28 protein-coding genes, 1 tRNA gene and 1 pseudogene are annotated in these 26,514 nt (G+C 63.1%); 17 read left to right on the top strand and 13 right to left on the bottom strand.

Annotated elements, in window-relative coordinates; all coding sequences use genetic code 11:
• The first annotated feature begins 308 nt into the window (after positions 1-308).
• Both AC07SZ_RS19245 and AC07SZ_RS19240 read left to right on the top strand, forming a co-directional pair.
• A complete protein-coding gene (locus tag AC07SZ_RS19245; protein WP_494915434.1) occupies positions 309-1,193 on the top strand; it encodes a hypothetical protein in 885 nt (294 codons plus the stop codon).
• A gap of 84 nt (positions 1,194-1,277) precedes the next feature.
• Entirely contained in the window at positions 1,278-1,994 is a 717-nt protein-coding gene (locus AC07SZ_RS19240; RefSeq protein WP_494915433.1) for a hypothetical protein, read from the top strand.
• A gap of 69 nt (positions 1,995-2,063) precedes the next feature.
• On the opposite strand, the gene AC07SZ_RS19235 is transcribed toward AC07SZ_RS19240, so the two are convergent.
• A complete protein-coding gene (locus AC07SZ_RS19235; protein WP_494915432.1) occupies positions 2,064-2,750 on the bottom strand; it encodes a DNA methyltransferase in 687 nt (228 codons plus the stop codon).
• Positions 2,747-3,085 carry a hypothetical protein gene (locus AC07SZ_RS19230; protein ID WP_494915431.1) on the bottom strand — a complete coding sequence of 113 codons (339 nt, stop codon included), beginning with the start codon at positions 3,083-3,085 and terminating at the stop codon, positions 2,747-2,749. The genes AC07SZ_RS19235 and AC07SZ_RS19230 overlap by 4 nt, the downstream gene beginning before the upstream one ends.
• Positions 3,086-3,151: 66 nt before the next feature.
• Between AC07SZ_RS19230 and AC07SZ_RS19225 the strand changes: the two genes are divergently transcribed.
• Together AC07SZ_RS19225 and AC07SZ_RS19220 are read left to right on the top strand one after the other, a co-directional pair.
• Positions 3,152-3,484 carry a hypothetical protein gene (locus AC07SZ_RS19225; protein WP_494915430.1) on the top strand — a complete coding sequence of 111 codons (333 nt, stop codon included), beginning with the start codon at positions 3,152-3,154 and terminating at the stop codon, positions 3,482-3,484.
• 93 nt (positions 3,485-3,577) lie between these two features.
• A pseudogene (locus AC07SZ_RS19220) lies at positions 3,578-4,711 on the top strand (recombinase family protein); the annotation flags it as partial.
• Positions 4,712-4,774: 63 nt separating this feature from the next.
• Here AC07SZ_RS19220 and AC07SZ_RS19215 read toward each other — a convergent pair.
• The 4 genes from AC07SZ_RS19215 to AC07SZ_RS19200 form a co-directional block, all read right to left on the bottom strand.
• Positions 4,775-5,233: a hypothetical protein gene (locus tag AC07SZ_RS19215; RefSeq protein WP_494915429.1), complete on the bottom strand. Its 459-nt coding sequence runs from the start codon at positions 5,231-5,233 to the stop codon at positions 4,775-4,777.
• Positions 5,222-5,296, bottom strand: a tRNA-Glu gene (locus AC07SZ_RS19210). Before AC07SZ_RS19210 ends, AC07SZ_RS19215 begins: the two co-directional genes overlap by 12 nt.
• Positions 5,297-5,386: 90 nt before the next feature.
• The gene (locus tag AC07SZ_RS19205) at positions 5,387-5,794 is read right to left on the bottom strand and encodes a VOC family protein (RefSeq protein WP_494915552.1); all 408 of its coding nucleotides are present in this window, start codon (positions 5,792-5,794) and stop codon (positions 5,387-5,389) included.
• A gap of 29 nt (positions 5,795-5,823) precedes the next feature.
• Complete coding sequence (locus tag AC07SZ_RS19200) at positions 5,824-6,207, bottom strand: fimbrial protein (protein ID WP_494915427.1); 384 nt, start codon at positions 6,205-6,207, stop codon at positions 5,824-5,826.
• Positions 6,208-6,234: 27 nt separating this feature from the next.
• On the opposite strand from AC07SZ_RS19200, the gene AC07SZ_RS19195 reads away from it, so the two are divergent.
• Positions 6,235-7,290 carry an RluA family pseudouridine synthase gene (locus AC07SZ_RS19195; RefSeq protein ID WP_494915425.1) on the top strand — a complete coding sequence of 352 codons (1,056 nt, stop codon included), beginning with the start codon at positions 6,235-6,237 and terminating at the stop codon, positions 7,288-7,290.
• Between the two features lie 212 nt (positions 7,291-7,502).
• Complete coding sequence (rpoH, locus tag AC07SZ_RS19190; protein WP_019861619.1) at positions 7,503-8,414, top strand: RNA polymerase sigma factor RpoH; 912 nt, start codon at positions 7,503-7,505, stop codon at positions 8,412-8,414.
• Between the two features lie 286 nt (positions 8,415-8,700).
• On the opposite strand, the gene AC07SZ_RS19185 is transcribed toward rpoH, so the two are convergent.
• The 4 genes from AC07SZ_RS19185 to AC07SZ_RS19170 all read right to left on the bottom strand — a co-directional run bounded on the left by AC07SZ_RS19185 (position 8,701) and on the right by AC07SZ_RS19170 (position 11,246).
• Positions 8,701-9,573: an MBL fold metallo-hydrolase gene (locus AC07SZ_RS19185; RefSeq protein WP_494915423.1), complete on the bottom strand. Its 873-nt coding sequence runs from the start codon at positions 9,571-9,573 to the stop codon at positions 8,701-8,703.
• Between the two features lie 146 nt (positions 9,574-9,719).
• Positions 9,720-10,379, bottom strand: coding sequence for a peroxiredoxin (locus AC07SZ_RS19180; RefSeq protein ID WP_056575731.1), 660 nt, complete (start codon positions 10,377-10,379; stop codon positions 9,720-9,722).
• 218 nt (positions 10,380-10,597) lie between these two features.
• Positions 10,598-10,963, bottom strand: coding sequence for a cell division protein ZapA (locus AC07SZ_RS19175; RefSeq protein WP_056575728.1), 366 nt, complete (start codon positions 10,961-10,963; stop codon positions 10,598-10,600).
• A 10-nt stretch (positions 10,964-10,973) separates the two neighbouring features.
• Positions 10,974-11,246 (bottom strand): DUF4164 domain-containing protein, encoded by a 273-nt coding sequence (locus tag AC07SZ_RS19170; RefSeq protein ID WP_056576508.1) that lies wholly within the window; start codon positions 11,244-11,246, stop codon positions 10,974-10,976.
• 261 nt (positions 11,247-11,507) lie between these two features.
• On the opposite strand from AC07SZ_RS19170, the gene tkt reads away from it, so the two are divergent.
• The 7 genes from tkt (at position 11,508) to AC07SZ_RS19135 (ending at position 21,212) form a co-directional block, all read left to right on the top strand.
• On the top strand, positions 11,508-13,499 hold the full coding sequence (gene tkt, locus AC07SZ_RS19165; protein WP_172371959.1) for a transketolase: 1,992 nt from the start codon (positions 11,508-11,510) through the stop codon (positions 13,497-13,499).
• Positions 13,500-13,711: 212 nt separating this feature from the next.
• Positions 13,712-14,722, top strand: a complete 1,011-nt coding sequence (gene gap, locus AC07SZ_RS19160) for a type I glyceraldehyde-3-phosphate dehydrogenase (protein ID WP_494915421.1) — start codon at positions 13,712-13,714, stop codon at positions 14,720-14,722.
• 183 nt (positions 14,723-14,905) lie between these two features.
• Positions 14,906-16,786 carry a potassium/proton antiporter gene (locus tag AC07SZ_RS19155; protein WP_056575720.1) on the top strand — a complete coding sequence of 627 codons (1,881 nt, stop codon included), beginning with the start codon at positions 14,906-14,908 and terminating at the stop codon, positions 16,784-16,786.
• Positions 16,787-16,943: 157 nt separating this feature from the next.
• Positions 16,944-18,140 carry a phosphoglycerate kinase gene (locus AC07SZ_RS19150; protein WP_172371955.1) on the top strand — a complete coding sequence of 399 codons (1,197 nt, stop codon included), beginning with the start codon at positions 16,944-16,946 and terminating at the stop codon, positions 18,138-18,140.
• Positions 18,141-18,421: 281 nt separating this feature from the next.
• Positions 18,422-19,447 (top strand): class I fructose-bisphosphate aldolase, encoded by a 1,026-nt coding sequence (locus AC07SZ_RS19145; RefSeq protein WP_056576505.1) that lies wholly within the window; start codon positions 18,422-18,424, stop codon positions 19,445-19,447.
• Between the two features lie 249 nt (positions 19,448-19,696).
• Entirely contained in the window at positions 19,697-20,437 is a 741-nt protein-coding gene (locus AC07SZ_RS19140; RefSeq protein WP_056575714.1) for a DUF899 domain-containing protein, read from the top strand.
• Between the two features lie 61 nt (positions 20,438-20,498).
• Positions 20,499-21,212 (top strand): SGNH/GDSL hydrolase family protein, encoded by a 714-nt coding sequence (locus tag AC07SZ_RS19135; protein WP_056575711.1) that lies wholly within the window; start codon positions 20,499-20,501, stop codon positions 21,210-21,212.
• A gap of 32 nt (positions 21,213-21,244) precedes the next feature.
• On the opposite strand, the gene AC07SZ_RS19130 is transcribed toward AC07SZ_RS19135, so the two are convergent.
• The 3 genes from AC07SZ_RS19130 to AC07SZ_RS19120 form a co-directional block, all read right to left on the bottom strand.
• Positions 21,245-21,406, bottom strand: a complete 162-nt coding sequence (locus tag AC07SZ_RS19130; RefSeq protein ID WP_081295073.1) for a hypothetical protein — start codon at positions 21,404-21,406, stop codon at positions 21,245-21,247.
• An 83-nt stretch (positions 21,407-21,489) separates the two neighbouring features.
• Positions 21,490-23,046, bottom strand: a complete 1,557-nt coding sequence (locus AC07SZ_RS19125) for an ArnT family glycosyltransferase (protein ID WP_494915419.1) — start codon at positions 23,044-23,046, stop codon at positions 21,490-21,492.
• Positions 23,047-23,074: 28 nt separating this feature from the next.
• Entirely contained in the window at positions 23,075-24,028 is a 954-nt protein-coding gene (locus AC07SZ_RS19120) for a ring-cleaving dioxygenase (RefSeq protein WP_494915417.1), read from the bottom strand.
• Between the two features lie 299 nt (positions 24,029-24,327).
• Between AC07SZ_RS19120 and AC07SZ_RS19115 the strand changes: the two genes are divergently transcribed.
• The 4 genes from AC07SZ_RS19115 to AC07SZ_RS19100 all read left to right on the top strand — a co-directional run bounded on the left by AC07SZ_RS19115 (position 24,328) and on the right by AC07SZ_RS19100 (position 26,491).
• Positions 24,328-24,495, top strand: a complete 168-nt coding sequence (locus AC07SZ_RS19115) for a hypothetical protein (protein WP_081295019.1) — start codon at positions 24,328-24,330, stop codon at positions 24,493-24,495.
• Positions 24,496-24,634: 139 nt separating this feature from the next.
• Complete coding sequence (locus AC07SZ_RS19110; protein ID WP_172371949.1) at positions 24,635-25,225, top strand: DJ-1/PfpI family protein; 591 nt, start codon at positions 24,635-24,637, stop codon at positions 25,223-25,225.
• 66 nt (positions 25,226-25,291) lie between these two features.
• Positions 25,292-25,699 carry a hypothetical protein gene (locus tag AC07SZ_RS19105; protein WP_056575697.1) on the top strand — a complete coding sequence of 136 codons (408 nt, stop codon included), beginning with the start codon at positions 25,292-25,294 and terminating at the stop codon, positions 25,697-25,699.
• Between the two features lie 72 nt (positions 25,700-25,771).
• A complete protein-coding gene (locus tag AC07SZ_RS19100) occupies positions 25,772-26,491 on the top strand; it encodes a helix-turn-helix transcriptional regulator (RefSeq protein ID WP_056575694.1) in 720 nt (239 codons plus the stop codon).
• The last annotated feature ends 23 nt before the right edge of the window (positions 26,492-26,514 follow it).

Here is a 26,514-nt window from a genome sequence, read left to right as displayed (position 1 = left end):
AGGCACAGATGACCGGATCCCGGGTGAGCGGAAGCCAAGGAGATCCACGTGACGAGCGCATTTCCGATTTTACCTCGGACACGTGAAAGGTCATTCCATGGTTACCGCAATTTTCCCTAACCTCTCGACTGCCCCTCTTGGGGTCCGTCAGCCCTAACGCGTCCGGCGATCACGCCTGCGCGTTTAGCATCGTCACGGCTTGCCGTGGCCTGCCGGCTGCCGGGCTTTTTCAACCCATCGACGACGCATCATGACCCCCATGCTGGAGCATGCGGCCGATGCTCGTCGGCATTCAAGAGGAGTCCATCTTGGACAAGACCGTCAACAAACCCGATACCAGGTCGTGCCGCGATGCCGGCCTGAATTTCCCGCTGGCGAGACGCAATCCGGCGCTGAAAGCATCAGCGTCCGCGTTCGCATTTGCCGGCGACAGGCAGCCGCGCCTCGAAGGGCACCAGTTGCGCGATGTCAGGAACGACACGAAATCCCGCGCCTTCTGCGGGCCGACGGCCGTCGCGACCATTGTCGATGAGCCGATTTCGGTTGTGCGTGATGCATTCCGGCTGGCACGTTGCGGTGCCGGCTGGGTAAACTATAATCGCGCTCCAGCTATCGTTGGTACCACTCACCACGAAGTCCAAGCTGTTCTGCAAGCGTTTGGCTTTATCGGCCATTGGCAGACCATCCATGGCAATCCGACGTTTGCTGCCTTCCTCGAGGAACGCAGTGGCATTTTGCGGACACATCCCACGATCATCGGGGTGACCGGGCATTGGGTTGCGGTCTGCGGCTGGCAGTTCTGCGACACCTTCAGCAAGGGGCAGGTCGTGGAGGCCGATGATGCGCCGCGCCGCCGTGCACGCGTGAAGCGCGTGTTCGTTATCACCGGACGCGTCCAGCCGTCGGCCATTCCCCGCAAGGACTATTCCGCAGCGACGGCCAGAGCCGCTGCCGGGCAGAAGGCGCGCGGCGCCTACACGCGCTTCCTCGCCGGACTGGGCGCCAGGCACGAGCTCGACCGGGGCGATCCGGGATATCCCACCGTCACTGTCACCTTTGCGGATGGTAACAGGATCGGCATGCGCTTCCATGACTGGCATCAGGCGCTCGTTGATCTGAAGCATTGCCTCGAGAACCCGCAGGACGAGGAGATCGAGCAAATGGGAGACCGCTACCGCTGGTACGGCTGCTGATGACTTGCGGGTACCGGCTGTACGGCCGGTATCCGCTTCCCGGCGGAGCGCGCCGGATGCACAACACCCATCATGGAGAATGAAATGCCGAACTACTGTGACAGCAACATCATTGTGACCGGACCCGAGCTTGAACTCGCCCGGCTCCGCCAAACCTGCTTTGTAAAGGACAGCTACGGTCAGCTGAATTTCAGCCTGGACAGCTTCGTGCCGGAGCCCAAGGTCTTGTACGAACCCGAACCCGCCTTCGACTCCGACCTCGCTCTCATCGCTCTGGGCGTCGATCCGGCCGATCCGGTCCCTTACATCACGCTCACGCTGGAGCGGGTGCTCCGATTCGAATGGGCCAGGGAGGCGGGGATCACCTCACGTGAGGACTTGCTGGCGCATATCGAGAAGAGAAGTCCTGAGGGCGTAGCAGCAGCACGCAGGCGCCTTGCCGCTTTTGCCGAAACCGGTTTCTACGACTGGCGGCATTGGCGCGAAGCCAACTGGGGGACGGTGCGCGCGCCGGAGTGGACCGCAATCCTGATCGATGAACCCGAACGCCTCGTGTTCCGCTTCAGCACCGCCTGGTCCTTCCCCGCGCCGGCGTTCCGGGTCCTGGGCGTACTCTTTCCGAACCTGATCTTCGATATTGCCGGCCTCGACCGCGAGGCACACTGGGCGGTCGTCGGCCTAGTCAACGGACCGTCCATGTCCCTGAGATCCGCGCCCGACTACGAAGCGGTCTATCTGCGCGTCGTCGGCGAGCGTGACGATGAAACTGGCTTGGAGAACGAAGAGCCGGAAGCGGTCTGATCCTGGCTTCAACGCCGTGAGTCAGGCTGCTGTGTCTTCACGGCAAAGGGGTGATGGAGAAGTGGCCGCTTACGCGGCCACTTCTCGGGCTTCGGTTTCTGCAACACGCCGGCTGGCGGTCGCATGATGGCCGGCGTCGAGCTCGATGCCGATGAAGCGACGGCCGAGTTCGCGGGCGGCGACCAGAGTCGATCCGGAACCGCAGAAGGGATCGAGAACGATGTCGCCCGGTTTCGTAAAACCTTCGATCAATGGCTTCAGCACTGAGAGCGGCTTCTGGGTCGGATGGAGTTCGTTGCGCTCGTAGCGCCAGTCCAGCACATCGGGGATCGGGATCAGCGGCATCTGAACTTGGCCTTTCGCCAGCAGGTAAGCCTGCTCGTGATGGTAGCTCAGGAAGCGCCTTGCGGAGGCATAGCGTTTCCGGAAAACCACATGCCCGACCGGGCGGAAGCCTGCGCCGCGCCATGCGGTGAGGAATTTGTCGGCCTGGTTCCAGCCGTAGAATGAGATGCAGAAGCCGCCGCTCTTCAGGACCCGATGGGCCTCGGCGAAAGCCGGCCGGAGCCAGCGGGCGTTGTCGTCGTTTCTCACCGTCTGCCCATCGCGCGAGTGATAGCGGGTGATATAGGGAGGGTCGGTCAAAACCATGTCGACCGAGCCGGTTTCCATCCTGCGCACGACGTCGATGCAGTCGCCATGGATCACGGTGTTGGCGGTGAAGGGCTGGATGCTGGTATTGGCGGCGGTGGTCATTTCTCTATCTCCTGATTTCGGGTTCGTCCCTCGGGACACGCAGGAGAAAGGCCGGACGCAAAAGACGCCCCGTCACCGCAAGGGGAACGGCTTGCCGTTGACGGGGCGGCGCGTTCGGCCAGAAACGACGAAGAGACCAGGGACAAACCGAAAACGGGGACTGGAAAGGCTCGCCCGCCGCCATGCAGCGTTGCCAGCGTTTTCGATACCGGGAGCAGAAATCTGTAAAATAGACGCTTGCGGCCGATGGAAATCGGCGTCAGCATTTTGATGTCCGCTGCCTTGTCGCTGTTTCGCGACAGGCAGGCGGGCCGCTCGGGGAAGGTGAGGAACATGTCCGCACTGGTCGGCGGCTACCCCCGAAAGCGTAAGTCGTCGGCTGGTGCGGGCGGACTTCCGTCATGTCGAAAAGGGTGTCGGCCGGATGTCCGCAGAAGCGTGCCGGTCGCAAGAGTTCAAGCGCGGTAGCCGGCGCGGGAAATGTCAGGGCAGCCGGATGCGCCTCGCAGCGCATCGACGTCACAGCTGCATCGGCCAGCAGTGAACGGTCGTGGGGGCATGCCCGTCGCGCCGGTCAGCAGCGGCGACGGCAGCGTGACGAACGTCACTGGACTGTGGTCGACGATCTCGACGGCTCTCCTCGCGCGATCACCAATGCCGAGCTCGATGTCATCGAGACCTACCTCGGCAGCCTGCTCGACGAGCTTTTTGCCGAATGTCACGGAACGGCATGACGACTCGCATGAAAACCAGCCTGCGCGTTTCATGGGCTCCGGTGTGTTTCCCAAGGTGCTATTGTTGCCTACCGGACCAAGGAGAGGATCGTCATGAACGTTCATCACAAGCTTAACTATCGTGATGAGATGGCAGAGCCGGACAGTGGCATTGTCCGCGTCTGCGCCTATCTGCGTGTCTCCACCGGCAGGCAGGCCGAAAGCGATCTGTCACTGCCCGACCAGCGCAAGCAGATCGCCGCCTTCTGTGCGTCCCGGGGCTGGCGTCCCGTCCTCGAATTCGTCGAGCCGGGCGCTTCCGCGACTGACGACAACCGGCCCGAATTCCAGAAGATGATCGAGCGCGCGACCGACGGTGACAGGCCGTTCGATGTCATTCTGGTGCACAGCTATTCCCGCTTCTTCCGCGATTCCTTCGGTCTGGAGATGTACATCCGTCGTCTGGCCAAGGCCAGTGTGCGCCTCATTTCCATAACGCAGGAACTGGGCGACGATCCCGCCCAGGTGATGATGCGGCAGGTGATCGCATTGTTCGACGAATATCAGAGCCGGGAGCTGGCCAAGCACGTTCTCCGCGCCATGAAGGAAAACGCAACCCAGGGCTTCTGGAACGGCTCGCCGGTGCCGCTCGGCTACAGGGCGGAAGAGGTCGAGAAACGCGGCGCCCGCATCAAGAAGCGGCTCGTCATCGATCCGGTCGAGGCCGAGACGATCAGGCTGATTTTCCGACTCTACCTGCATGGCGACGACAAGTCAGGGCCGCTCGGTATGAAGGAAATCGTCAAGTATCTGAACGGGAAAGGCTACCGCACGAAGCGCAATGCCCGCTTCGGCGTCGGTACGCTGCACAAGATCCTGACCAACTCGGTCTATGTCGGGAAGTGGATGTTTAACCGCAGACAGTCGAAAACTGGGCGAGAAAAGCCGGTCGACGAGCATATCGCCGTCGACGTGCCGGCAATCGTCAGCCGGGAAGAGTTTGATGCTGTGCAGGCGACGCTCAAATCACGCAATCCGCGTGTGACGCCGCCCCGCGTCGTCAGCGGCCCGATCCTGCTGACCGGGCTGGCGGTCTGCGCCAGCTGCCATGGCAGCATGGTGCTGCGCACGGGCACTTCGAAGTCCGGAACCGTGCATCGCTACTACACCTGCTCGACCTGCAGCAAGAAAGGCAAAACTGCCTGCAAGGGGCGGTCGATCCCGATGGACAAGCTTGACACGCTGGTCGTCGACCATCTCTCCCGTGATCTGCTTACCACCGAGCGGCTGACCGAGATGCTTGCCTCGCTGTCAAAACGGCGCGCCAGCCGCGCCGCCGAGGTCGACGGGCGCATTGCGACCTTGCAACGCGAAGCCACTGATGCCGAGGATAAGCTGAAGCGGCTCTACAAAATGGTCGAAGACGGGGTTGCCGACATGGACGATCTGCTGAGGGAACGCATCGGCACTCTTAAACTTGAACGCGAACGCGCGCAGGCGGCGCTGGATCGTAACAGGGTGACGAATGTTCCTGCCTCCGCAATACCGGCAGACGTCATCGAGCGGTTCGGCCGCGCCATGCGCGAAAACATCACCACTGGCGAGGTTCCGTTCCGCAAGGCCTATCTGCGTTCGGTCGTCGACTGCATCGAGGTAGACGACGATGTCATCCGAATCGCGGGCGACAAGACGAGGCTCGAACAGGCAATCGGCGGCAAAAGCTTTGCCGCATCCGGTGTTCGCAGTTTTGCACGGAAGTGGTACGCCCAAGGGGAATCGAACCCCTGTTCCCGCCGTGAGAGGGCGGTGTCCTGACCGCTAGACGATGGGCGCGCTCAAGAACCGGCGATATAGGCTGACGGCCGGGAAAAAGCAACTGGGGTTCGGCGGCTTTACCGCATCGAGGGAAAACCGGCGGCAGACCTACCGTTTCGGCTCGATCAAGTCCCAGAGATTGCCGTGGAGATCGGCGAAAACAGCGACCGTGCCATAGGGTTCGAAACGAGGCGCCTCGCGGAATTCGATTCCCTTCTCCAGCATCGTCGCATGGTCACGGGCAAAGTCGTCGGTTTCGAGGAACAGGAAAACGCGGCCGCCGGTCTGGTTGCCGATGCTTTGCCTTTGCGCCTCGTCGGACGCCTCGGCCAGCAGCAGCCTGGCGCCTTGCCCGTTGGCCGGCGCCACCGTCACCCAGCGCTTGCCGCCGCCAAGATCGACATCCTCTAGCAAGAGGAAGCCCAGCCGCCCGACATACCAGGCGATCGCCTCGTCATAATCGGCGACGACCAGTGCCACGGTCGCGACACGGCGATGTTCGGCAAAACCCTTCATGCCCTGGGCCTGCTCGTGGTTGCGGCCTGTCATTTGTTGCGGACAGCAAAACGGCCGATCAGGCGGCGCTCGCCAATGTCATAGACGAAGATCGTGCGGCCGCCGTCGGCAAGTTCGGCATCGATGGAGATGCGATTGCCGGACAGCGACTGGCTGACCACCTTGGCGCCGACCGGCAGCACGATGTCGCCGCTCAACGGCTGGCCGGCGGGCACCTGGATATCGCCGGCCGATGGCGGGTTCTCGGGAGATGCTTTGCGGGCTTTGTAGACAATCGCCGCAATCACCACCATAAGGGCCAGCAACAGCAGGCCGAGATTGATGGCCATGAAGCGGACGAGCTTGCCACGCATCTTCTCGACCTCGGGATCGAGAGGCTTTTCCTGATCTTCTTCGGCAGCGGGCCGGGCCATGGCAAAACATTCCGAAACGGTTTTTCGATGAGCGCTCATAACGAAGAGGCCCCCGAATTGATAGGGGACCAATTGATAGAGGCAGCCCCCACCGTGCTGATAGCGGGCGAAGATGCGGCCGGCCAGCGGCTCGACCAATGGCTGGCGGCCAGCCTTGGCCCTGATATGTCGCGCAGCCGCGTGCAGATGCTGATCCGGCAAGGCGCGGTCAGGGTCGACGGCAGGCCGGTCGACGAAACCAAGCGCAAGATGACACCAGGCGAACGTGTATCGGTCGCGATGCCGGAGCCGGAGCCGGCCGCGCCAAAGGGCGAGGACATCGCCCTCGACGTACTCTATGAAGACGACGCGTTGATCGTCATCAACAAGCCGGCGGGATTGGTCGTGCATCCCGGCGCCGGCAACTGGACCGGCACGCTGGTCAACGCGCTGATCCATCATTGCGGCGACAGCCTTTCCGGCATTGGCGGGGTGCGCCGGCCAGGCATCGTCCATCGTCTCGACAAGGAGACCAGCGGCGTCATGGTGGTGGCCAAGACCGACCGCGCCCACAAGGCCCTGTCAGAGGCCTTCGCCGACCATGGCCGCACCGGCGATCTCGAACGCGCCTACCTGGCCCTGGTCTGGGGCATACCGCAGAGGCCGACCGGAACAGTCGATGCACCGCTCGGCCGCGCCGCCGACCGGGTGCGCCGCGCCGTGGTGCCGGAAGACCGCGACGACGCCCGCTATGCCGTCACGCATTTCGCCGTTCAGGAGCGTTTCGGCGAGAACCAACAGGCGTTTGCGACCGCCAGCCTGGTCGAATGCCGGCTGGAAACGGGCCGCACCCACCAGATCCGCGTCCATATGGCCCATATCGGCCACCCGGTGATCGGCGACCCTGACTATGGCCAGGCCTTCCGCACCAAGGCCAATCGGCTGCCGGAGCCCCTGAAAAGTCAGGTGAAGGCATTTTCCCGGCAAGCTTTGCACGCCTGGCTCCTTGCATTTCGCCATCCGGATACCCATCTACCGATGAGGTTCGAGGCGCCGATACCGAGGGACATGGAGGAACTCGTTGGCGGCTTTCGTAATCTCTGAACCTGCCATCAACGAGCTCGAAACCAGCCATCAAAAAACCTGACTGGTATTGTTCACTTCAACGTGACACACTGTTTCGTGTTGAACAAATCTCTGTCTTTTCTGGTTTTGTTCCTGTATAAGATCGTATGTCGCGAACGAGCCTTTTGGTGTTCGCGTCACATGCCCGCCGCGTTTCGGGGGCATCACTCCAATAGAGAGGGGGCGCTATCATGGCCCAGTCACTACCCAGTATCGTTTCCGGCGAAGGCGGCCTCAGCCGCTATCTGGAAGAAATCCGCCGCTTTCCCATGCTTCAGCCGCAGGAAGAGTACATGCTCGCCAAGCGTTATGCCGAGCATGAAGACACTTCCGCCGCGCACAAGCTCGTCACCAGCCATTTGAGGCTCGTCGCCAAGATCGCCATGGGCTATCGCGGCTACGGCCTGCCGATCGGCGAAGTGATCTCGGAAGGCAATGTCGGCCTGATGCAGGCCGTCAAGAAATTCGAACCCGAGCGCGGCTTCCGCCTCGCGACTTACGCCATGTGGTGGATCAAGGCCTCGATCCAGGAATACATCCTGCGCTCGTGGAGCCTGGTCAAGATGGGCACGACCGCCAACCAGAAGCGTCTGTTCTTCAACCTGCGCAAGGTGAAGGGCAAGATCCAGGCGCTGGACGACGGCGACCTCAAGCCCGACCAGATCGCCGAGATCGCCACGCGGCTCAACGTTTCCGAAGCCGAAGTGGTGTCGATGAACCGCCGCCTGTCGGGCGACGCCTCGCTCAACGCCCCGATCCGGGCGACGGAAGGCGAATCCGGCGAATGGCAGGACTGGCTGGTCGACGACCACGAAAGCCAGGAAGAGATGCTGATCGAGCAGGACGAGCTGGAAAACCGGCGCGGCATGCTGTCGGGCGCTCTTGCCGTGCTCAACGAGCGCGAGCGGCGCATCTTCGAGGCCCGTCGCCTCGCCGAGGAGCCGCTGACGCTGGAAGAGCTGTCGGCCGAGTTCGACATCAGCCGCGAGCGCGTGCGCCAGATCGAGGTGCGCGCCTTCGAGAAGGTGCAGGATGCGGTCAAGGCCGCCGCCAAGCGCCAGACCCAGGCCCTGCGCACCATCGAGGCCCAGCCGGCGGCTTAAAGACCAGGTTCGGCAATGAACAAAAGGCGGCGCCAGGAAACTGGCGCCGCCTTTTTTGTGATGCCAGCGATTTGGCGAAACCGGCCCCACAGCCCTTTCTCCCCGTCACTATACGGGGAGAAATGTCCAGCAGGACAATGAGGGGCAGCGCCGAGATTGCGGGTTTGCCACCACATGAGCAGCGGCGCGATCATAATAAACGTTGGCGCTGCCCCTCATCCGGCTGCCGCCACCTTCTCCCCGTATAGTGACGGGGAGAAGGAACTAACCGTGCGGCGCCGCGCCTTCAAAGCCCATCCAGCGGAAACTTCAGGTACCGCCTGCCATTGGCTTCCGGTTCCGGCAGCCGTCCGCCATTCATGTTGACCTGCAGCGCATGCAGGATCAGCCGCGGCATCGGCAATGTCCGGTCGCGCGCCTCGCGCAGGGCGACGAACTCGGCCTCGTTGCGCGCTGCAACGAGATGGACGTTGGTCGCCTTCTGCGCGGCCACCGTGCTTTCCCACAACGGCTCGCGGCCACCGGCCTGATAATCATGCCCGACAAAGACGCGCGTCTCTTCGGGCAACGCCAGTATGTCCTGGATGGAGTGCCACAGCCGCGCGGCACTGCCGCCGGGAAAATCAGCCCGCGCCGTGCCGCTGTCGGGCATGAACAGCGTATCGTGAATGAACGCGGCATCGCCGATCACATAGGTGATCGAGGCCAGCGTGTGCCCCGGCGAGAACAGCACCTTGACCGGCATGGCCCCGATCCGGAAGGTTTCGCCCTCTGCGAACAACCTGTCCCACTGCGAGCCATCGGCGGGAAAATCCGGCCAGTTGTAGATCGCCTTCCACAGGTTCTGAACGTCGACGATCCTGTCGCCGATCGCCATCGGCGCTCCGGTCTTCTGTTTCAGGTAGTGCGCCGCCGAGAAATGGTCGGCATGCGGATGCGTGTCGAGGATCCATTCGAGCTCCAGCCCGCTTTCCCTGATGAAATCGAGCAAGGCATCCGCGCTCTTCGTACCCGTCGCGCCGGATTTCTCGTCGAAGTCGAGGACCGGATCGATGACGGCACACCGCTTCGTGGCAGGGTCGGTGACGACATACTGGATGGCCCCGGTCGGCTTGTCATAGAAGCCGCTGACCATTGGCCTGGCCAAAGTTACGTCCACTTCCGGCTCCCTGGACCCATCGCCGGCGGGAACAATTTTCTCCACCGGCACCCAACGGGAGCATGGTTGTCCACCCGCGCGGGCCAGTCAAGCATGACGTGGCCCGCGAAGGCGGAAAAGGCAAAAACTGTTCCGTTGCGCCTGTTTCAGGCGGATGGCTGCTTGGTCTTCCTGAGATAGGGCAGGATGGTCTCGTAGGCGCCGAAGCGCTTGATCGCATCCTCGTTGGAGACGGCGGCGGTGATAATGACGTCCTCGCCCTGCTTCCAGTTGGCCGGCGTCGCCACCTGATGCTTGGCGGTGAGCTGCATGGAATCGACCGCGCGCAGGATCTCGTCGAAGTTGCGGCCCGTGGTCATCGGATAGGTCAGCACCAGCTTGATCTTCTTGTCCGGTCCGATGACATAGACCGAGCGAACCGTGGCGTTGTCGGCGGGCGTGCGCCCCTCCGAGGTTTCGCCGGCACCGGCGGGAAGCATGTCGTAAAGCTTGGCGACCTTGAGGTCCTTGTCGCCGATCAGCGGATAGTGCACCGAATGGCCGGTCGCCGTCTTGATGTCGGCCTGCCACTTGTCGTGGCTCGCAACCGGATCGACGGAGATGCCGATGATCTTGACGTTGCGCTTCTTGAACTCGCCTTCCAGCCCCGCCATCGTGCCGAGCTCGGTCGTGCAGACCGGTGTGAAGTTCTTCGGATGGCTGAACAGGATCGCCCAGCCGTCCCCGATCCAGTCATGGAACTTGATCTCCCCTTGCGTGGTCTCGGCGGTGAAGTCCGGCGCGATGTCGTTGATACGAAGGCTCATGGCACATTCCCCTGTAAGTGATCTGGTCCCCGGTCGGCGCGGCGGGCGGCAACCATGCCGCCACCAGGCGCCCGCCCTTCGGCACAGCCGCATATTAGCGCAAAAATCGCGACTGCAAGATAATATGAAACTCTTGTCGGCGGCGGAATGAGCATTTTCATGCTGCCGACGGTGCCGGCGCAAGAGCCTTCCGGTTGCACGGGCGAGGCTTCGGCAACTCAGGCCTTGTTGATCGCCAGCGTCGCCGTCAGATCTTCCATGCGCTGCGCCAGCGCGCCGAGCGCGTTGGTCAGCACGCTGTCGCTCTTGTCGGCCTTGGTCAACGCCTCGTCGCGCGTCTTGCGCAAGGTCAGCACTTCGCTTTCCATGCCCTTGACGCGTTTCTGTAGTTCCGACAGTTCGTCCATCACCATGATGCCGGCCATAACCGTCAGCCGCTGGTCGCCGATCTCGCCGAACGAGTCCTTCAGGTGCGAGACATAGCGGTCGAAGCGCTCGGCAAGGTCGATCAGATGCTCTTCCTGGCCCTCGTCGCAGGCCATGCGATACTGCTTGCCGTCGATTGAAACCGTGACCTGTGCCATGGGCCAGCTCCTATCTGTCCAACACGGCGCGGATGGTTTCCATGGCGGTCACCAGCCGTCGCGAGACTTCCTTGTTGGCGTCTTCCAGCCGTTCGGCGCGCGCTTCGGAGTTGTCGAGTTCCTGCGCCAGCCGCGAGCGGTCGGCATTCATCCGCTGCACTTCGGCCTCGGCTTCCGAATAGTCGCGCTCGTGCTCCAGCTTGGCCGCGACGGCGTTCTCCAGCCCTTCGATGGCCTTGCCCAGCCTGGCGATGACTTCCTTGAGCGTGCTTTCCCCGGTCATGGCTTCGTCCTGTGCCCTGCCCATCACCGAATCGTTCGCGTTCAGAACGCGTTATCCCGGAAACATTAGGCACCGGGTGAAGGCAACGTCAACAAAGCTCTCGCGACTGTCCCCCGCTAACGCTAATGTAGACCCGCCGCCGGCATCACAACACCGGCAAATGTGCACCCGATTTGTTGACTAAAAGCCCGCGCCTGCTATGTGTCGCGCACCCTTTTCAAGGGCTCTCCCAAGCCCCCAAACCCCCACCCTGGAGGAACCATGACGTCGCGTGAACAACATGACCGGATGGCCAATGCGATCCGTTTTCTCTCCATGGACGCCGTCGAGAAAGCGAATTCCGGCCATCCCGGCCTGCCCATGGGCTGCGCCGACATCGCCACTGTGCTGTTCACCCGCTTCCTGAAATACGATCCCAAGGCCCCGCACTGGGCCGACCGCGACCGCTTCATCCTGTCGGCCGGCCATGGTTCGATGCTGCTCTATTCGCTGCTCCATCTGACCGGCTACGAAGACATGACGATCGACCAGATCAAGCATTTCCGCCAGTTGGGCTCCAAGACCGCCGGTCATCCGGAATACGGCCATGCCACCGGCATCGAGACGACGACCGGCCCGCTCGGCCAGGGGCTGGCCAATTCGGTCGGCTTCGCGCTTGGCGAGCGCATCATGAACGCCGCCTTCGGCAACGACCTCGTCGACCACTACACCTATGTGCTGGCCGGCGACGGCTGCCTGATGGAAGGTGTTTCCCAGGAAGCCATCGCGCTTGCCGGGCATCTGAAGCTCAACAAGCTGATCGTCTTCTGGGACAACAACAACATCTCGATCGACGGTCCTGTTTCGCTCGCCGACAACACCGACCAGGTCGCCCGCTTCCAGGCCTCCGGCTGGAATGCCAGCCATATCGACGGCACCGATCCGGAAGCGATCGCCTACGCCATCGAGGCCGCCCGCCATTCCGACAAGCCGACGATGATCGCCTGCAAGACGACCATCGGCTTCGGCGCGCCGACCAAGGCCGGCACCAACAAGGCGCACGGCTCGCCGCTCGGCGCCGAGGAGATCGCCGGCGCGCGCAAGTTCTTCAACTGGGAGTCGCCGCCTTTCGAAATTCCGGCCGAGATCCTCGAGGCCTGGCGCGCGGCCGGCAAGGCCGGCGTCAAGGCGCGTACCGACTGGGAAGGCCGCCTCGCCAAGGCCGAGCCGAAACTCAAGGCCGAGTTCGAGCGCCGGCTGGCCGGCAAGCTGCCGTCCAACTTCGACGCCGTCATTGCCGAGTACAAGAAGAAGCTCTCGGCCGACAAGCCGAAGGTCGCCACCCGCAAATCGTCCGAGATGGCACTGGAAGTCATCAACGGCGCGGTACCGGAAACCATAGGCGGCTCCGCCGACCTGACCGGCTCCAACAACACCAAGACAAGCCAGACCAAGAACATCACGCCGGACGACTATGGCCAGCGCTATGTCCACTACGGCATCCGCGAGCACGGCATGGCGGCCGCGATCAACGGCCTGACGCTGCATGGCGGCCTCATCGCCTATGGCGGCACGTTCATGTGCTTCTCCGATTATGCCCGCCCGTCGATGCGGCTTTCCTCGCTGATGGGCATCCGCTCGATCTTCGTCATGACCCATGATTCCATTGGTCTGGGCGAGGACGGCCCGACCCATCAGCCGGTCGAACACCTGGCGGCCCTGCGCGCCATCCCGAACCACAATGTCTTCCGTCCGGCCGACGCGGTGGAAACCGCCGAATGCTGGCAGATCGCGCTCGAATCCGAAAAGACGCCGTCGACCCTGGCGCTGACCCGCCAGAACCTGCCGACGGTTCGCACCGAGCACTCGGCCAAGAACCTGAGCAGCCAGGGCGCCTATGAACTGGCCGCGGCCAGCGGCGAGGCGGCGGTGACCATCTTCGCCACCGGCTCCGAGGTCGAGATCGCTCTTGGCGCCCGTGACTTGCTTGAGAAGCACGGCCACCCGACCCGGGTCGTCTCGGTGCCTTGCTTCGAATTGTTCGACAAGCAGAGCGACGACTACCGCAAGAAGACGATCGGCAACGCGCCGATCAAGATGGCGATCGAGGCCGGCATCCGCCAGGGCTGGGATCATCTCATCGGTTCGGACGGCATCTTCGTCGGCATGACCGGCTTCGGCGCCTCGGGCACGATCGAGCAACTCTACCCGCATTTCGGCATCACCGCCGAGGCTGCGGCCAAGGCGGCGGAAGCCCGCCTGCACGCCAAGTAAGGCCTGTGCATGTGCCCAAACCGCATTGCGGTTTTGGAGTAAAGAACATGCAAGAAACAAAAATGCCCCGGCGAAGTCACGCAAAGCGATTTCGCCGGTCTGGCCTAACCTAATCGATTTAAATCCGCGTCGCTGCGGCTGGATTCTTTCCGCTTGCGCCGCTATGAAGCTGCGGACCCATCGTCTGCGCTCCAGCTCCCAGGGAGAGAAAAATGACCGTCAGAGTTGCCATCAACGGATTCGGCCGCATCGGCCGCAATATCCTGCGCGCCATCCACGAATCCGGCCGCAAGGACATCGACGTCGTCGCCGTCAACGACCTCGGCCCGGTCGAGACCAACGCGCACCTGCTGCGCTACGACAGCGTGCACGGCCGCTTCCCGCATGAAGTGTCGGTGTCCGGCGACCAGATCACGGTCGGCAAGGAAAAATTCAAGGTCACCGCCATCAAGGACCCGACGCAGTTGCCGTGGAAGGAACTCGGCGTCGACATCGCGCTCGAATGCACCGGCATCTTCACCGCCCGAGACAAGGCCGCCGCGCACCTGACCGCCGGCGCCAAGCGCGTGCTGGTCTCGGCCCCTGCCGAAGGCGCCGACCTCACCGTCGTCTATGGCATCAACCACGACAAGCTGACCAAGGACCACATCGTCATCTCGAACGCCTCCTGCACCACCAACTGCCTCGCGCCGCTGGCCGCCGTGCTGCACGAGACGGTCGGCATCGAAAAGGGCATGATGACGACGATCCACTCCTACACGGGCGACCAGCCGACGCTGGACACCATGCACAAGGATCTCTACCGCGCCCGCGCCGCGGCCCTGTCGCAGATCCCGACCTCGACCGGCGCCGCCAAGGCGATCGGCCTCGTGCTGCCCGATCTCAAGGGCAAGCTCGACGGTATCTCGATCCGCGTGCCGACCCCGAACGTCTCTGTCGTCGACTTCAAGTTCATCGCCAAGCGCGCGACCACGGCCCAGGAAATCAACGACGCCGTCATCGCCGCTTCCAATGGCAAGCTGAAGGGCATTCTCGGCGTCACTCATCACCCGAACGTGTCGATCGACTTCAACCACGATCCGCGCTCCTCGATCATGGCGCTGGACCAGACCAAGGTGATGGACGGCAACTTCGTTTCGGTGCTGTCCTGGTACGACAATGAATGGGGCTTCTCCAACCGCATGGGCGATACGGCTGTCGCCTTCGGCAAGACAATCGCCTGATCGCGACCCATCCTTGAGAGATTTGAAACGCCCGGCTTCGTCCGGGCGTTTTCATTTGCCGGAGCAGCGACGAAATCGGCGGCTTCGGGCCAAAAAACCACCCTCCCGCCTTGCACTGGCCATGCCTTCGCCCCACTCTCCCGTAAAGCGAGAAGACAGAGGAATTCGAGGGGCAAATCACGGATGGAGCATGCGATCTATCTCGTCACGCTGGTCGGCACGGCGCTGGTTGTCGCCGCCGCGTTTTCGAGCCTGATCGCCTTCCGCTTCGGCGCCCCTCTCCTCCTGCTCTTTCTGTGCATCGGACTCGCCTCCGGAACCGACGGCCTCGGCATCCAATTCGACAATGCCCGTATCGCCTATTTTGCCGGCTCACTGGCGCTCGCCGTCATCTTGTTCGATTCCGGCTTCGGCACGCCGCTCAACGCCTTGCGGCAGGCGGCGGGCCCGGCGCTCTCGCTGGCAACCTTCGGCGTGCTTCTCACCACCGGCCTGTTCGGCGCCGCCGCCTACTACCTGCTCGATTTGAGCTGGCTGGAATCCTTCCTGCTCGGCGCCGCCGTCGCTTCGACCGACGCCGCGGCGGTGTTCTTCCTGCTGCGCGCGGGCGAGATCAATCTGCGCGAACGCGTGCGCTCCACGCTCGAGGTGGAATCCGGCAGCAACGACCCGATCGCCATCTTCCTGACCATCACCCTGGTCGAGGTCATCGCGGCCCATGCCAACCCTGAAGCCAACGTCCTGGTCACCAGCCTGATCCTCGGCTTTCTCGTCAATATGGGCCTCGGCGCCATCGTCGGCGTGTTGGGTGGCCTTGCCATCGTGCGTCTCGTCGACCGGCTCAACCTCGACCATGGCCTGCTGCCGATCTTCGTGTTGACACTGTCGCTGATGGTCTTCGCCGCCGCCGGCGCCATCGGCGGTTCGGGCTTTCTGGCGGTCTATATCGCCGGCCTCATTGCCGGCAATTCCGACATCCGCGCCGTCACCATCCTCAAGCGCTTCCAGGACGGCATGTCCTGGCTGGCGCAGATCATCATGTTCCTGATCCTCGGCCTGTTCGCGACCCCCTCGCAGTTTCCGGCGATCATGGTGCCGGCGGTGCTGCTCGGCCTGTTCCTGATGTTTGTCGCAAGACCGGTCGCGGTCTGGCTCTGCCTGATTCCGTTCCGCCTGCCGCGACCCGAAGTCGCCTTCGTCTCCTGGGTCGGCCTGCGCGGCGCCGTGTCGATCCTGCTTGCCATCACGCCGCTGCTCGGCGGGCTGGAGAACGGCCGCATCATCTTCAACACCGCCTTCATCATCGTGCTGGTGTCCCTGGTCGTTCAGGGCTGGACCGTCGGTCCCCTGGCCCGCCGCCTAGGCCTCATCGTGCCGGCGCGGTTGGGGCCGCTGGACAAGGTTGAACTTGAACTGCCGGGCTCCGCCCATCACGAGCTACTCGCCTATCGCGTCGCACCCGGCAGCCCGGTGGCGCGCGGCGAGCGTATTCCCCGTTGGGCACGGCCCTCGCTGGTGCTGCGCGACGGCCGCTCGATGCGCTTCCAGGACATGGGCCGGCTCGCCGCCGGCGACCAGGTCTACATCTTCGTGCCGGACCGCTATCCGCGCCTGCTCGACAAGCTGTTCGCCAGCCGTGCCGTGGTCGACCCCGAGGATGCCGATTTCTTCGGTGCCTTCGCCGTCGACCCGGCGCGCTCCGCCGCCGAGCTGGAGGCCGCCTATGCGCCGGGCCTGACCGAGGCGGAGCAGAAGCAGACCGTCGGCGCGCTGGTCACGGCGCGGCTCGGCGGCCATGCCGAATATGCCGACCGCGTGCTCATCGGCTCGATCGAGCTGATCGTCAGGGACGTCGACGACAAGGGCAGGATCACGGGCCTCGGTCTTTCCTTCGAGCCGACCGCACCGGTGGCGCGGGTGCCGGTGTTCCTCAGTGCCGGCGAGATGGGCGACCGGCTGAGCGCCTTTATCCGCAACTGGCGCAAACCGATCGAGACGCAGGCGCTGGCAGAGCCTGAGGACGCCCCTGAGCCGTCGGTAGAAAAGGCAACGACCGGAAGCTGACAACAGCGATCGTTTGCCCTGTGCCATCGGCATGGGACGATCTTCACGGACTGTATCCCCGTCCGCCTCAAAATTTCGCACCGCGCCGCGGCCAAAGCCTTGCATCGTCACCGATGCGGGGTATGGTCCCGGCGATTTTCCGAGGAAAGGGACCAGCATGGCTGCCTTCAAGACACTGGACGATATCGGCAACATCAGCGGCAAGCGCGTGCTGGTGCGCGTCGACCTCAACGTTCCCGTCGCCGACGGCAAGGTCACCGATGCCACCCGCATCGAACGCATCGCGCCGACCATCGCCGAATTGTCCGGCAAGGGCGCCAAGGTCATCCTGCTCGCGCATTTCGGCCGGCCTAAGGACGGTCCCTCGCCCGAATTCTCGCTGGAGCCGATCGCCAGGGCGACGTCAGAGGTGCTCGGCCGCCCCGTCGGCTTTGCCTCGGATTGCGTCGGCGACACGGCGGGCAGTGCGGTCGCGGCCATGAACAAGGGCGACGTGCTGCTGTTCGAAAACACCCGCTTCTACAAGGCCGAGGAAAAGAACGACCCGGCCTTCACCGAAAGGCTCGCCGCCAATGGTGACATCTTCGTCAACGACGCCTTTTCGGCGGCCCACCGCGCCCACTCCTCGACCGAGGGGCTGGCCCGTCTGTTGCCGGCCTTTGCCGGCCGCACCATGCAGGCCGAACTGGAAGCACTGGAGAAAGGCCTGGGCAAACCAGTGCGCCCGGTCGTCGCCATCGTCGGCGGTGCCAAGGTCTCGACCAAGATCGACCTGTTGATGAACCTGGTGAAGAAGGTCGACGCGTTGGTGATCGGCGGCGGCATGGCCAACACCTTCCTCGCCGCGCGTGGCACCGATGTCGGCAAGTCGCTGTGCGAGCATGACCTCGCCCCCACCGCCAAGCAGATCATGATCGAGGCGGCGGAGGCCGGCTGTGCCATCATCCTGCCCGTCGACGGCGTCGTCGCCAGGGAGTTCAAGGCGGGCGCGGCCTGCGAGACGGTCGCCATCTCCGACGTCCCGGCCGACGGCATGATCCTCGATGTCGGCGCCAAGACCGTGACGACGATCGGCGAGTGGATCGACCGTGCCGCGACGCTGGTCTGGAACGGACCGCTCGGCGCCTTCGAGATCGCGCCGTTCGACCACGCCACGGTGGCTGCCGCCCAGCACGCGGCGGCGCGCACCAAGGCCGGCAAGCTGATCTCCGTTGCCGGTGGGGGCGATACCGTGGCGGCACTCAATCACGCCGGTGTCGCCGACGACTTCACCTATGTCTCGACCGCCGGCGGCGCTTTCCTGGAATGGATGGAAGGCAAGCCCCTGCCCGGTGTCGACGTATTGAAGCGGTAAGAAATCCAGGGAAAGCGTACAACGGTTCCCTGCGCGGTTGCGTCAAGGCAGCGAGATTGAGTGGTTCGGCGTTTCCGCGAAGCGATGAACCGCGCAAAGGCATTTCAGCCAGGGCAGAAATGCCTAGCGTGGCGGAAGTGCGGTCAAGACAAGCGACCTGATCAACTCACCGGGAGCAAATGAGAGCGCCCGAGACTTTCAATCGATTCGAGCTTTCCGGCGTCATTCCTTTGGCGGTAGTGTTCTGTTAGGCGCAGATCAACCGGTTCAGGAGAAGCATGATGAGCGAACGTCTCGAAGACATTGCCGCCGCGATCGTGGCCAACGGCAAGGGCCTGCTGGCCGCCGATGAAAGTTCCGGCACGATCAAGAAGCGCTTCGACGTCATCGGCGTCGAATCGACCGCCGACAGCCGCCGCGACTATCGCGAGATGATGTTCCGCGCCAAGGACGCGATGACCAAGTACATTTCCGGCGTCATCCTCTATGACGAGACCATCCGCCAGAAGGCCGCCGACGGCACGCCGCTGGTCGACATCATCAAGGCGTCAGGCGCCATCCCCGGCATCAAGGTCGATGCCGGCGCCAAGCCTCTGGCCGGCTTTCCCGGCGACACCATCACCGAAGGCCTCGACGGCCTGCGCGAGCGGCTGGCCGACTATTACAAGCTCGGTGCCCGCTTCGCCAAATGGCGCGCGGTGATCGACATCGACATCGCCAAGGGCGTGCCGTCGGCGACCTCTATCGGCTCCAACACCCATGCCCTGGCCCGCTACGCCGCCCTTTGCCAGGAAGCCGGCATCGTGCCGATCGTCGAGCCGGAAGTGCTGATGGACGGCGCCCATTCGATCGAAACGTGCTACGAGATCAGCAAGATGACTTTGCTTAAGCTCTACAGCGAGCTCTACGCGGCGCGCGTCGTGCTCGAAGGCACGATCCTGAAGCCCAACATGGTGCTGTCGGGCAAGAAGTCGGGCACGGTGGACAGCCCCGAAAAGGTCGCCGAGATGACCATAAAACTGTTCCGCGAGACGGTGCCGGCGGCGGTCCCGGGCATCGCCTTCCTTTCCGGCGGCCAGGAGGACGAGGAAGCGACCGCCAACCTCAACGCCATCAACGCCATCGGCCCGCATCCGTGGAAGCTGACCTTCTCCTACGGCCGCGCGCTGCAGGCCGCCCCGCAGAAGGCCTGGAGCGGCAAGGCATCGAATGTCGCGGCCGGTCAGGCCGCCTTCACCCATCGCGCTCACATGAACTATCTGGCCGCGCTCGGAAAATGGAAGGCGAGCCTCGAACAGGCCGCCTGAACACAGCGCTTCCGTCTCCCTTCAAACCCGGGCCAATGCGCCCGGGTTTTTGTTTGCGGCAGGCGCGGGCTTGGGATGGAGCCTGTCCGTCCTTATCTCCCTCTCGGCGCCGGAGCATGATCCAAAAGGCGGAAGCCGGTCTTCTCGGACAAACGGGAGCCGGCTTGTCCAGGGATCATGCTCGACCAACGAGCGATGTCGGTTTGCGCTCATCCCGAACGTCCTTGGGGTGCAGACAGGGAGAGATTCATGCATCGCAACAAGATCGTTTCACGCGAAGACTGGTTCCAGGCGCACAAGGCACATCTGGCCCGCGAGAAGGAACTGACCCGGCTTCGCGAGCGCATCGCGGCCGAGCGGCGTGGATTGCCCTGGCTGAGGATCAGGAAGGACTATGTCTTCGAGACTGAACAGGGGCCGAAGAAACTGACCGACCTGTTTGGCGCCAACAGCCAGCTGATCGTCTACCACTTCATGTTCGGGCCGGGCTGCACGCATCATTGCGAGGGCTGCTCCTTCCTTGCCGATCATATAGACGGCGCCAATCAGCATTTGAGGCATCACGACGTAACCCTGGTGGTGATCTCGCGGGCGCCGCTGGCCGAGCTTGCGCCCTACAAGCGGCGCATGGGCTGGAAATTCGACTGGGTGTCGTCCTATGCCTCGGACTTCAACTTCGACATGCAGGTTTCCTTCACCGACAAGCAGATAGCCGCCGGCGACACCACCTACAATTTCGAGACCCGTCCACGGACATCGAGGGAGCTTCCCGGCACCAGTGTTTTCTACAAGGACGAGAGCGGCGAGATCTTCCTCACCTTCCTGTCGCGTGCGCGCGGCGGCGAGGCGCAGATCGGCGCCTATGACTATCTCGATATGACGCCGAAAGGCCGCAATGAAAATGGCCCCTATCATGGCCTGATGGACTGGGTGCGCCTGCACGACGAATATCAGGACAAGCAGGCGGCTCCGACGAACTGCTGCGACTGAAGGCGTTCACCTCCGCCGAAACATGCGCTAAGCCTGCCGCAAATCATTCCACGGTATCGCCATGCGTTTTCCCGCCCTTCTCACCTGGCTCGCCTTCCCCGTCTATGTCTGGCAGGGATTGGGTGTGCGCCGCCGCACCTCGCGGATGCTGCCGGCACAGGGACCGGTCATGCACGAGATATCAGGCAAGGCACCGGTGGTCTCGCTGCTGGTGCTGGGCGATTCCTCCGCCGCCTCGGTCGGCATAGGCAATTCCGAGGACGGGCTTGCCGCGCAGCTCGCCGTTCTGGTCTCGCAACGTACCGGCCACGCCGTGCGCTGGCGCGCCGCCGGCTTCAATTCAGCGACGTCAGGCCAGATCCGCGACCACGTCCTGCCCAATCTGTCCCCCGATCAGTGGACGCATATCGTGCTCGCCATCGGCACCAACGACACCAAGAATTTTCATTCCGTGCCGCGCTTCAAGAAGGAGTTCGGCGGCCTGCTCTACGCGCTGCGCGCCAAATGGCCGGAGGCGCGCGTGGTGTGGTCGCCGGTTCTGGAGTTCACGCGGGCGCCGGCCATGCCGACGCTGCTGGGGAAAATCCTCGAAATCCGCGCCACCGCGATGAACCGGATGGGCGAGCGGCTGTGCCTGGAGCGCGGCGCATTGCCCGCGCCCCGCCTGCCGATCACCAATCCCGAGGCCGGTTTTGCCTCGGACGGCTTCCATGCCTCGGAGGCGGGTTACCGGGCCTGGGCGGAACATCTCGTCGGCATGGTCCTCACCAGCTGACAGCCAAGAAACCGATCTTGTCTTGGGAAGGCCTATGTCAAATGCCCGAGCACGGCCGCCAGCGAGATCGCTGCCATGGCGAGAAGCGCCAGCTTCCAGAAATCGGCGCGCCGCCTGAGCCCGGGCCAGCCGATTGGCTTGATCAGCTGGATGACCATGAAGCCGACGATGACAAGGGCGAGAAGTTTCGTCATGCCGCCTTTGACCAGCAACGCGACCGGCTGTCAAAACCTGCTTATAAATCACCGGCCGAAGCCAGATGTTCCAGCGCATACCATCAGCGGACGATGCTTGCGGGGATGCAGGATCGCGCATTGCGCAGATCATAAATCCTAACCGTCGGCGCGACATAGCCATAGTTGCCATATGGCTTCGAAAATTGCACCACGACATGACCTTCGAGGCATTGGAACATGCCGGCAAGCTCATAAATTAGCGGATCCTGCGCTCTCAATCCTCCGCCACGCAGATATCGCTGAAACTTCAACGATACGAGGTAATCGGCCGACGAGAGATTGCTGTAGTCCCTGGTTTCCGGTGCCGGCTCTCCCATTGGATAGTCCACCACGAAACGCCTGATTTCCCGCTCTTCAAGGAAGCGCATCGCTGCAAAGCGTGTATCCGTTCCCCGGTCCAGGTTCGCGACATAGGCCATGCCGGCGTGCGCGCTGGCAACCATCGCAACAAGTCCAAGTCCGATTGCCACCGGCGTGCTTCGCAGCCCGATCGCCCTGGAGCAAGCGATGCCCGCGGCCAGCAGAAGGTAGACAACGACCGGCAGGATGTAACGCATGGAGCCGAAGAGTTTGAGCGGCGAAAGTTCGAGCAGGAAGAGCCAGATGAAGGCTCCGCCCGCGTAGGCGACAACATATCTGTTACGGTCGGCGATGATGGCGAAAGCGATCGCCCCAAGCGCGATCGCCACGGTCGGGCTGGTGAGGCTGGGGATCAGATGGTAGCGGAAATGCATAAGCCCATAGCCCTCCCAGAACCACTCCTTGAGGTCGTGACCCGTTTCAGCGTGCATCAGTTCCGAGCCAAGGCCTCTGATCACCGTTGAAAGGCCACTTCCGGCCTCGGTCAGCAGCGACGCGCCGAAGATCGCCAATATGGTAAGCGCGTCAGCGGCGACGATGATGGCGGTCTGCCTGAGACCGAGCCGGCAGTAGAAGATCGCCACGATGAAAAGAGCTAGGCTGTTGCCGGCGCCCACGTATTTCGCCGAGACGGCGAGGCCGAGCGCAAATCCGAAATAGACGAGATTGACTGAGTTGGCCTGCTCCCTCAGCCGCACGAGCGCATGCAGCCCGACACACAGGGCGAAGACCAGGACAGCGTCTTCCTTGAAGTAATGCGCATGAACCGCGATGGCTGGCGAGACCGCGAAAACGCAGGCCCACAGGAAGGCATTGATATCATCCGCGTAACGCCGCAACACGATGTAGAAGAGGATACTTGCCGCAACACAGGCCAACGCGCTGACACTTCGGCCAGCCAGCAAATAGTCATGTTCGTTCGACGCGCCGGAAAGCCATCCCGCGAAGCGGGCCAATACGATCAACAATGGCGGGTGTGCGTAATTGTGGTGCTGCCCCGCGGCAAACGCCACCTTGATCGACTCGTCCGGCTGGATCCCAAAAGGGAAGTCGAGATTGTAAAAGGCAAGCGACGCCGAGACTGCTGCCAGCACCAACATGGCCAACGCCTGCGAATCACTCCGTGTCAGGTCGGCGGCGGTGGCTGGCATAAGCGGCTGGCCGACAGTCATGGTCTCACAACGAACGAGAGGAATTTCGACAGCCGCTTTTTGCCCTGCATGGCGGCCGGCTGTCAAAGTACTCCTCTCGCCCGTCTGTCTTGAGTTACCTCAGCGGCTTGAGGCCGGCCTCGATCGAGGCGCGTTTCGGTTCGAGGAACGGCGGCAGGGCCAGGCTTTCGCCCAGCGTCTCCAGCGGCTCATCGGCGGTGAAGCCCGCCCCGTCCGTGGCAATCTCGAACAGGATGCCGTTTGGCTCGCGGAAATAGAGCGAGCGGAAGTAGTAGCGCTCGACCTCGCCGCTCGACGGCAGGCGGAATTCGCCCAGACGGGCGGTCCATTGATGCAGCGTCTCCTGGTCCGGCGCCCTGAAGGCGACGTGGTGAACCGCGCCGGCGCCTTGCCTTGCCGGCGCCAGGCCGGGCTGCACGGCGACATGAAGCTCCGCCGCCGGCCCGCCCGCGCCCATTTCGAAGACGTGGACCTGGCCCTCGCCGTCAGGGGAGGCATAGTCGCGGACCTTGCGCATGTTCATGACCCTGGTCAGCACCGCCTCGGTATTGGTGATGTCGGGGACGCTGATGACGATCGGCCCGAGCCCCCGGATCTGATGCTCGGCCGGTACCGGGCTTTGCGCCCAGGGGTGGCTGCCGCCCTTGCCGCCATCGCTGATCAGCCGCAGACGCTGGCCTTCAGGATCCTCGAAATCCAGGCCGGGATAGCCGCCGATGTCGGCAATCTCTCCTGTCTCAATGCTCTCAGCGGCCAGATGCTGCTTCCACCAGGCAAGGCTCTCCCGGCTGCCGACCCTGAGGCTGGTCCGCGCAATGCTGTGGGTGCCGCGTCGTTCGCGGCCAACCGGCCAGTCGAAGAAGGTGAGGTCCGTGCCCGGTGTCGCCTCACCGTCTGCATAGAAGAGGTGGTAGGCCGACGTATCGTCCTGGTTCACCGTCTTCTTGACCAACCGCAGGCCCAGCACCTTCGTGTAGAAGTGAAGATTGCCGGGTGCATTGGCGGTGATGGCGGTCAGATGGTGGATTCCTGTCAGTTGCAGGCTCATGGTCGTCTCCCTGTTTCTGGGGAAGAATTTTCTCCAGTCATATCAGAACTGCGGTCCCATCGCTGAAGGCCTTGTATCCCGACAGTCCGTCGCCGCGGATTGAACAACGACGCCCAGATAAGTACTCACAAAGTGAACAATCATCCTCCCGTGCACTGGTCGGTGACTGCGGTTCGAGGATGGCCTACCGAGGACCCGTGCCGGGCGGAACTATCGCCGCGAACCCTGCCATCCTCCTGACAGACTGCTGTCAGGAGAGGTGTGCGATACTGCCTTCAGTCAGAGAGAGGAGAATAGCCATGAACGGTTTCACCATTCTGCGCGGCATGCAGCACTATGTCGGCAAGGTTCGCACCATGCGCAACGAGATCCGCACGCAGCGTTTCATGAACGCACTGCCGGCGGACATCCGCAAGGATATCGGCTGGCCGGACATGTATGCGGAACGTCGCTCCCCCGGCAATTGAGGCGAATTTTTCGACGTTGATATTGGACATGGACGCGCCAATGCCCAGATATCGATGCATGTAGCCCAAATGACCTCCGGTTTCGGGGCCACGACATGCATCAAAATAAGCTATGGCGCGCCGGGGATGGAGCGAGCTTATGCCCGAACAGAAGACAATCGGCTTCCTCTTCATCGAAGGATTTGCCGACTGGGAGTATGGCCTGCTGGCGGCCTCGGCGGTTGAATGGTTCGGCGCCCGCACCGTGTCGCTGACGCCCGAAGGGAGGCCGGTGACCGGAATCAGCGGTTTTCGGCTGACGCCTGACCGCTCGGCCGGCGTTGAAGAGAATGCCGATCTCGATGCTGTCGCAGTCATCGGTTCCGACCAGTGGGCCGGCAAGGCGCCACCGGATGTCGCCGAACTGCTCAACGCCGTTGCAACGCGCGGCGGTGTCGTTGGCGGGATTTGCGCCGGCACGCTGGCGCTGGCTCGAGCCGGCATGTTCGAAGATGCCGGGCATACCAGCAATGGCCGCGACTGGATCAACGGTCATGAAGCCGGCTATGCGGGTGACAATAACTATCAGGACGTGCCGCACGCGGTCGCGGACGGCAAGATCGTGTCGGCGCCGGGTTCGGCGCCAGGCACCTTTGCCCTCGCCTTTCTGAAGACGCTCTATCCGGAAAGAAGCAGCGATCTCGCACAGATGCGGACGCTGTTCGCCAGGGAATATGCTGAAGCCTCCTGACAGTATGCTGTCAGGAGGCGCGTGCAATGGTGAAACAATGCGCAGGGCCGGCCGAGAGGACGATCGATGAAAAGCTGGAACGACAAGCTGAACACGCCTGGCATCAACGGCGTGAAACCAACGCCGCGCACGGTGGGAGACGTCATCGAAGGCCAGCCGATGCTGGTGCCGACCGCACGCCAGGTCGATGACTTTATCCGCTCGATTCCCGAAGGCGTCGAGATGGACGTCCGTGCGTTGCGCACGGCGCTTGCCGTCGAACACGGTGCCGAAGTGACATGCCCGGTCACCATCGGCTATCATCTGCGCACGGTTGCCGAAGCCGCCAAGGAAGACCTCGAGCGCGGCATGACGCTGAGCGACATCGCTCCCTTCTGGCGCGTGCTCGATGCCAAGACGCCGACAACGAAGAAACTGTCCTTTGGCGCGGAGTTCGTTGCCGCGCAGCGCAAGCGCGAAGGACTGAAGCCGTAATGCATGTCATCTGCAGGTGGATCCGGTCTGGGAGCCACGGCATGCACGGGAAAACCACTGGGGAAGCAAACGATGCGCCGCGCCGACAGGCTCTTTCAGATCGTGCAGCATCTGCGGGGTGGCCGTCTGGTCACCGCCCAGAAGCTCGGCACGTGGCTCGAGGTTTCCGAGCGAACAATCTACCGCGACATAGCCGACCTGCAGTCGACCGGGGTCCCGATCGACGGCGAGGCCGGTGTTGGCTACATGATGAGGGAAGGTTTCGACCTTCCGCCGCTGATGTTCACGCGTGACGAGATCGTGGCGCTGGTTGCCGGCGCGCGCATGGTGCGCGCCTTTGGCGGCGCCGCCATGGCACGCGCCGCCGACGAGGCGCTGGTCAAGATCGGTGCCGTGCTGCCCGATACCGAAAAAGACCGCATCGCCCGCACCGAGATCCATACACCGATGTGGGTGGTCAGCGACGCCGCCCGCGAGGCGATCGACCTGATCGAGCGTGCGGTCGAGAAGCGCCAGGTGCTGACCATTGACTACTCGGACGAGGCCGGCCGCGGCACCGCGCGCGACATCAGGCCGCTCGGCCTCTGGTTCTGGGGCAAGGTGTGGACGCTGGTCGCCTGGTGCGAGATGCGCGACGACTTCCGCGCCTTCCGCATTGACCGCATCGCCTCGGTGGTGATCGCCGGCCGCATCTTCAAGCCGGAGCGCGGCAAGCAGCTTGCCGACTTCTACCGGGCGGTGGAGCGCAGCGAGGATTACGGCATGGCGCCGGACCGCGTGGCGCGAAGCTGAGATCGCCCATAAAAAAGCCCGCT

The organism is Mesorhizobium sp. GW821-FHT07A06, from assembly GCF_059419085.1.
Note: the sequence above shows the minus strand (reverse complement) of the source record. Positions and strands in the feature narration are given on the sequence as shown.

Excerpts from the sequence above, each read along its gene's own strand:
- AC07SZ_RS19240 (WP_494915433.1), top strand. The coding sequence starts at position 1,278 with ATGCCGAACTACTGTGACAGCAACATCATTGTGACCGGACCCGAGCTT.
- AC07SZ_RS19235 (WP_494915432.1), bottom strand. The coding sequence starts at position 2,750 with ATGACCACCGCCGCCAATACCAGCATCCAGCCCTTCACCGCCAACACC.
- AC07SZ_RS19230 (WP_494915431.1), bottom strand. The coding sequence starts at position 3,085 with ATGTTCCTCACCTTCCCCGAGCGGCCCGCCTGCCTGTCGCGAAACAGC.
- AC07SZ_RS19225 (WP_494915430.1), top strand. The coding sequence starts at position 3,152 with ATGTCGAAAAGGGTGTCGGCCGGATGTCCGCAGAAGCGTGCCGGTCGC.
- AC07SZ_RS19205 (WP_494915552.1), bottom strand. The coding sequence starts at position 5,794 with ATGAAGGGTTTTGCCGAACATCGCCGTGTCGCGACCGTGGCACTGGTC.
- AC07SZ_RS19200 (WP_494915427.1), bottom strand. The coding sequence starts at position 6,207 with ATGGCCCGGCCCGCTGCCGAAGAAGATCAGGAAAAGCCTCTCGATCCC.
- AC07SZ_RS19195 (WP_494915425.1), top strand. The coding sequence starts at position 6,235 with ATGAGCGCTCATAACGAAGAGGCCCCCGAATTGATAGGGGACCAATTG.
- rpoH (WP_019861619.1), top strand. The coding sequence starts at position 7,503 with ATGGCCCAGTCACTACCCAGTATCGTTTCCGGCGAAGGCGGCCTCAGC.
- AC07SZ_RS19180 (WP_056575731.1), bottom strand. The coding sequence starts at position 10,379 with ATGAGCCTTCGTATCAACGACATCGCGCCGGACTTCACCGCCGAGACC.
- AC07SZ_RS19175 (WP_056575728.1), bottom strand. The coding sequence starts at position 10,963 with ATGGCACAGGTCACGGTTTCAATCGACGGCAAGCAGTATCGCATGGCC.
- AC07SZ_RS19170 (WP_056576508.1), bottom strand. The coding sequence starts at position 11,246 with ATGACCGGGGAAAGCACGCTCAAGGAAGTCATCGCCAGGCTGGGCAAG.
- tkt (WP_172371959.1), top strand. The coding sequence starts at position 11,508 with ATGACGTCGCGTGAACAACATGACCGGATGGCCAATGCGATCCGTTTT.
- gap (WP_494915421.1), top strand. The coding sequence starts at position 13,712 with ATGACCGTCAGAGTTGCCATCAACGGATTCGGCCGCATCGGCCGCAAT.
- AC07SZ_RS19155 (WP_056575720.1), top strand. The coding sequence starts at position 14,906 with ATGGAGCATGCGATCTATCTCGTCACGCTGGTCGGCACGGCGCTGGTT.
- AC07SZ_RS19150 (WP_172371955.1), top strand. The coding sequence starts at position 16,944 with ATGGCTGCCTTCAAGACACTGGACGATATCGGCAACATCAGCGGCAAG.
- AC07SZ_RS19145 (WP_056576505.1), top strand. The coding sequence starts at position 18,422 with ATGAGCGAACGTCTCGAAGACATTGCCGCCGCGATCGTGGCCAACGGC.
- AC07SZ_RS19140 (WP_056575714.1), top strand. The coding sequence starts at position 19,697 with ATGCATCGCAACAAGATCGTTTCACGCGAAGACTGGTTCCAGGCGCAC.
- AC07SZ_RS19135 (WP_056575711.1), top strand. The coding sequence starts at position 20,499 with ATGCGTTTTCCCGCCCTTCTCACCTGGCTCGCCTTCCCCGTCTATGTC.
- AC07SZ_RS19130 (WP_081295073.1), bottom strand. The coding sequence starts at position 21,406 with ATGACGAAACTTCTCGCCCTTGTCATCGTCGGCTTCATGGTCATCCAG.
- AC07SZ_RS19120 (WP_494915417.1), bottom strand. The coding sequence starts at position 24,028 with ATGAGCCTGCAACTGACAGGAATCCACCATCTGACCGCCATCACCGCC.
- AC07SZ_RS19115 (WP_081295019.1), top strand. The coding sequence starts at position 24,328 with ATGAACGGTTTCACCATTCTGCGCGGCATGCAGCACTATGTCGGCAAG.
- AC07SZ_RS19110 (WP_172371949.1), top strand. The coding sequence starts at position 24,635 with ATGCCCGAACAGAAGACAATCGGCTTCCTCTTCATCGAAGGATTTGCC.
- AC07SZ_RS19105 (WP_056575697.1), top strand. The coding sequence starts at position 25,292 with ATGAAAAGCTGGAACGACAAGCTGAACACGCCTGGCATCAACGGCGTG.
- AC07SZ_RS19100 (WP_056575694.1), top strand. The coding sequence starts at position 25,772 with ATGCGCCGCGCCGACAGGCTCTTTCAGATCGTGCAGCATCTGCGGGGT.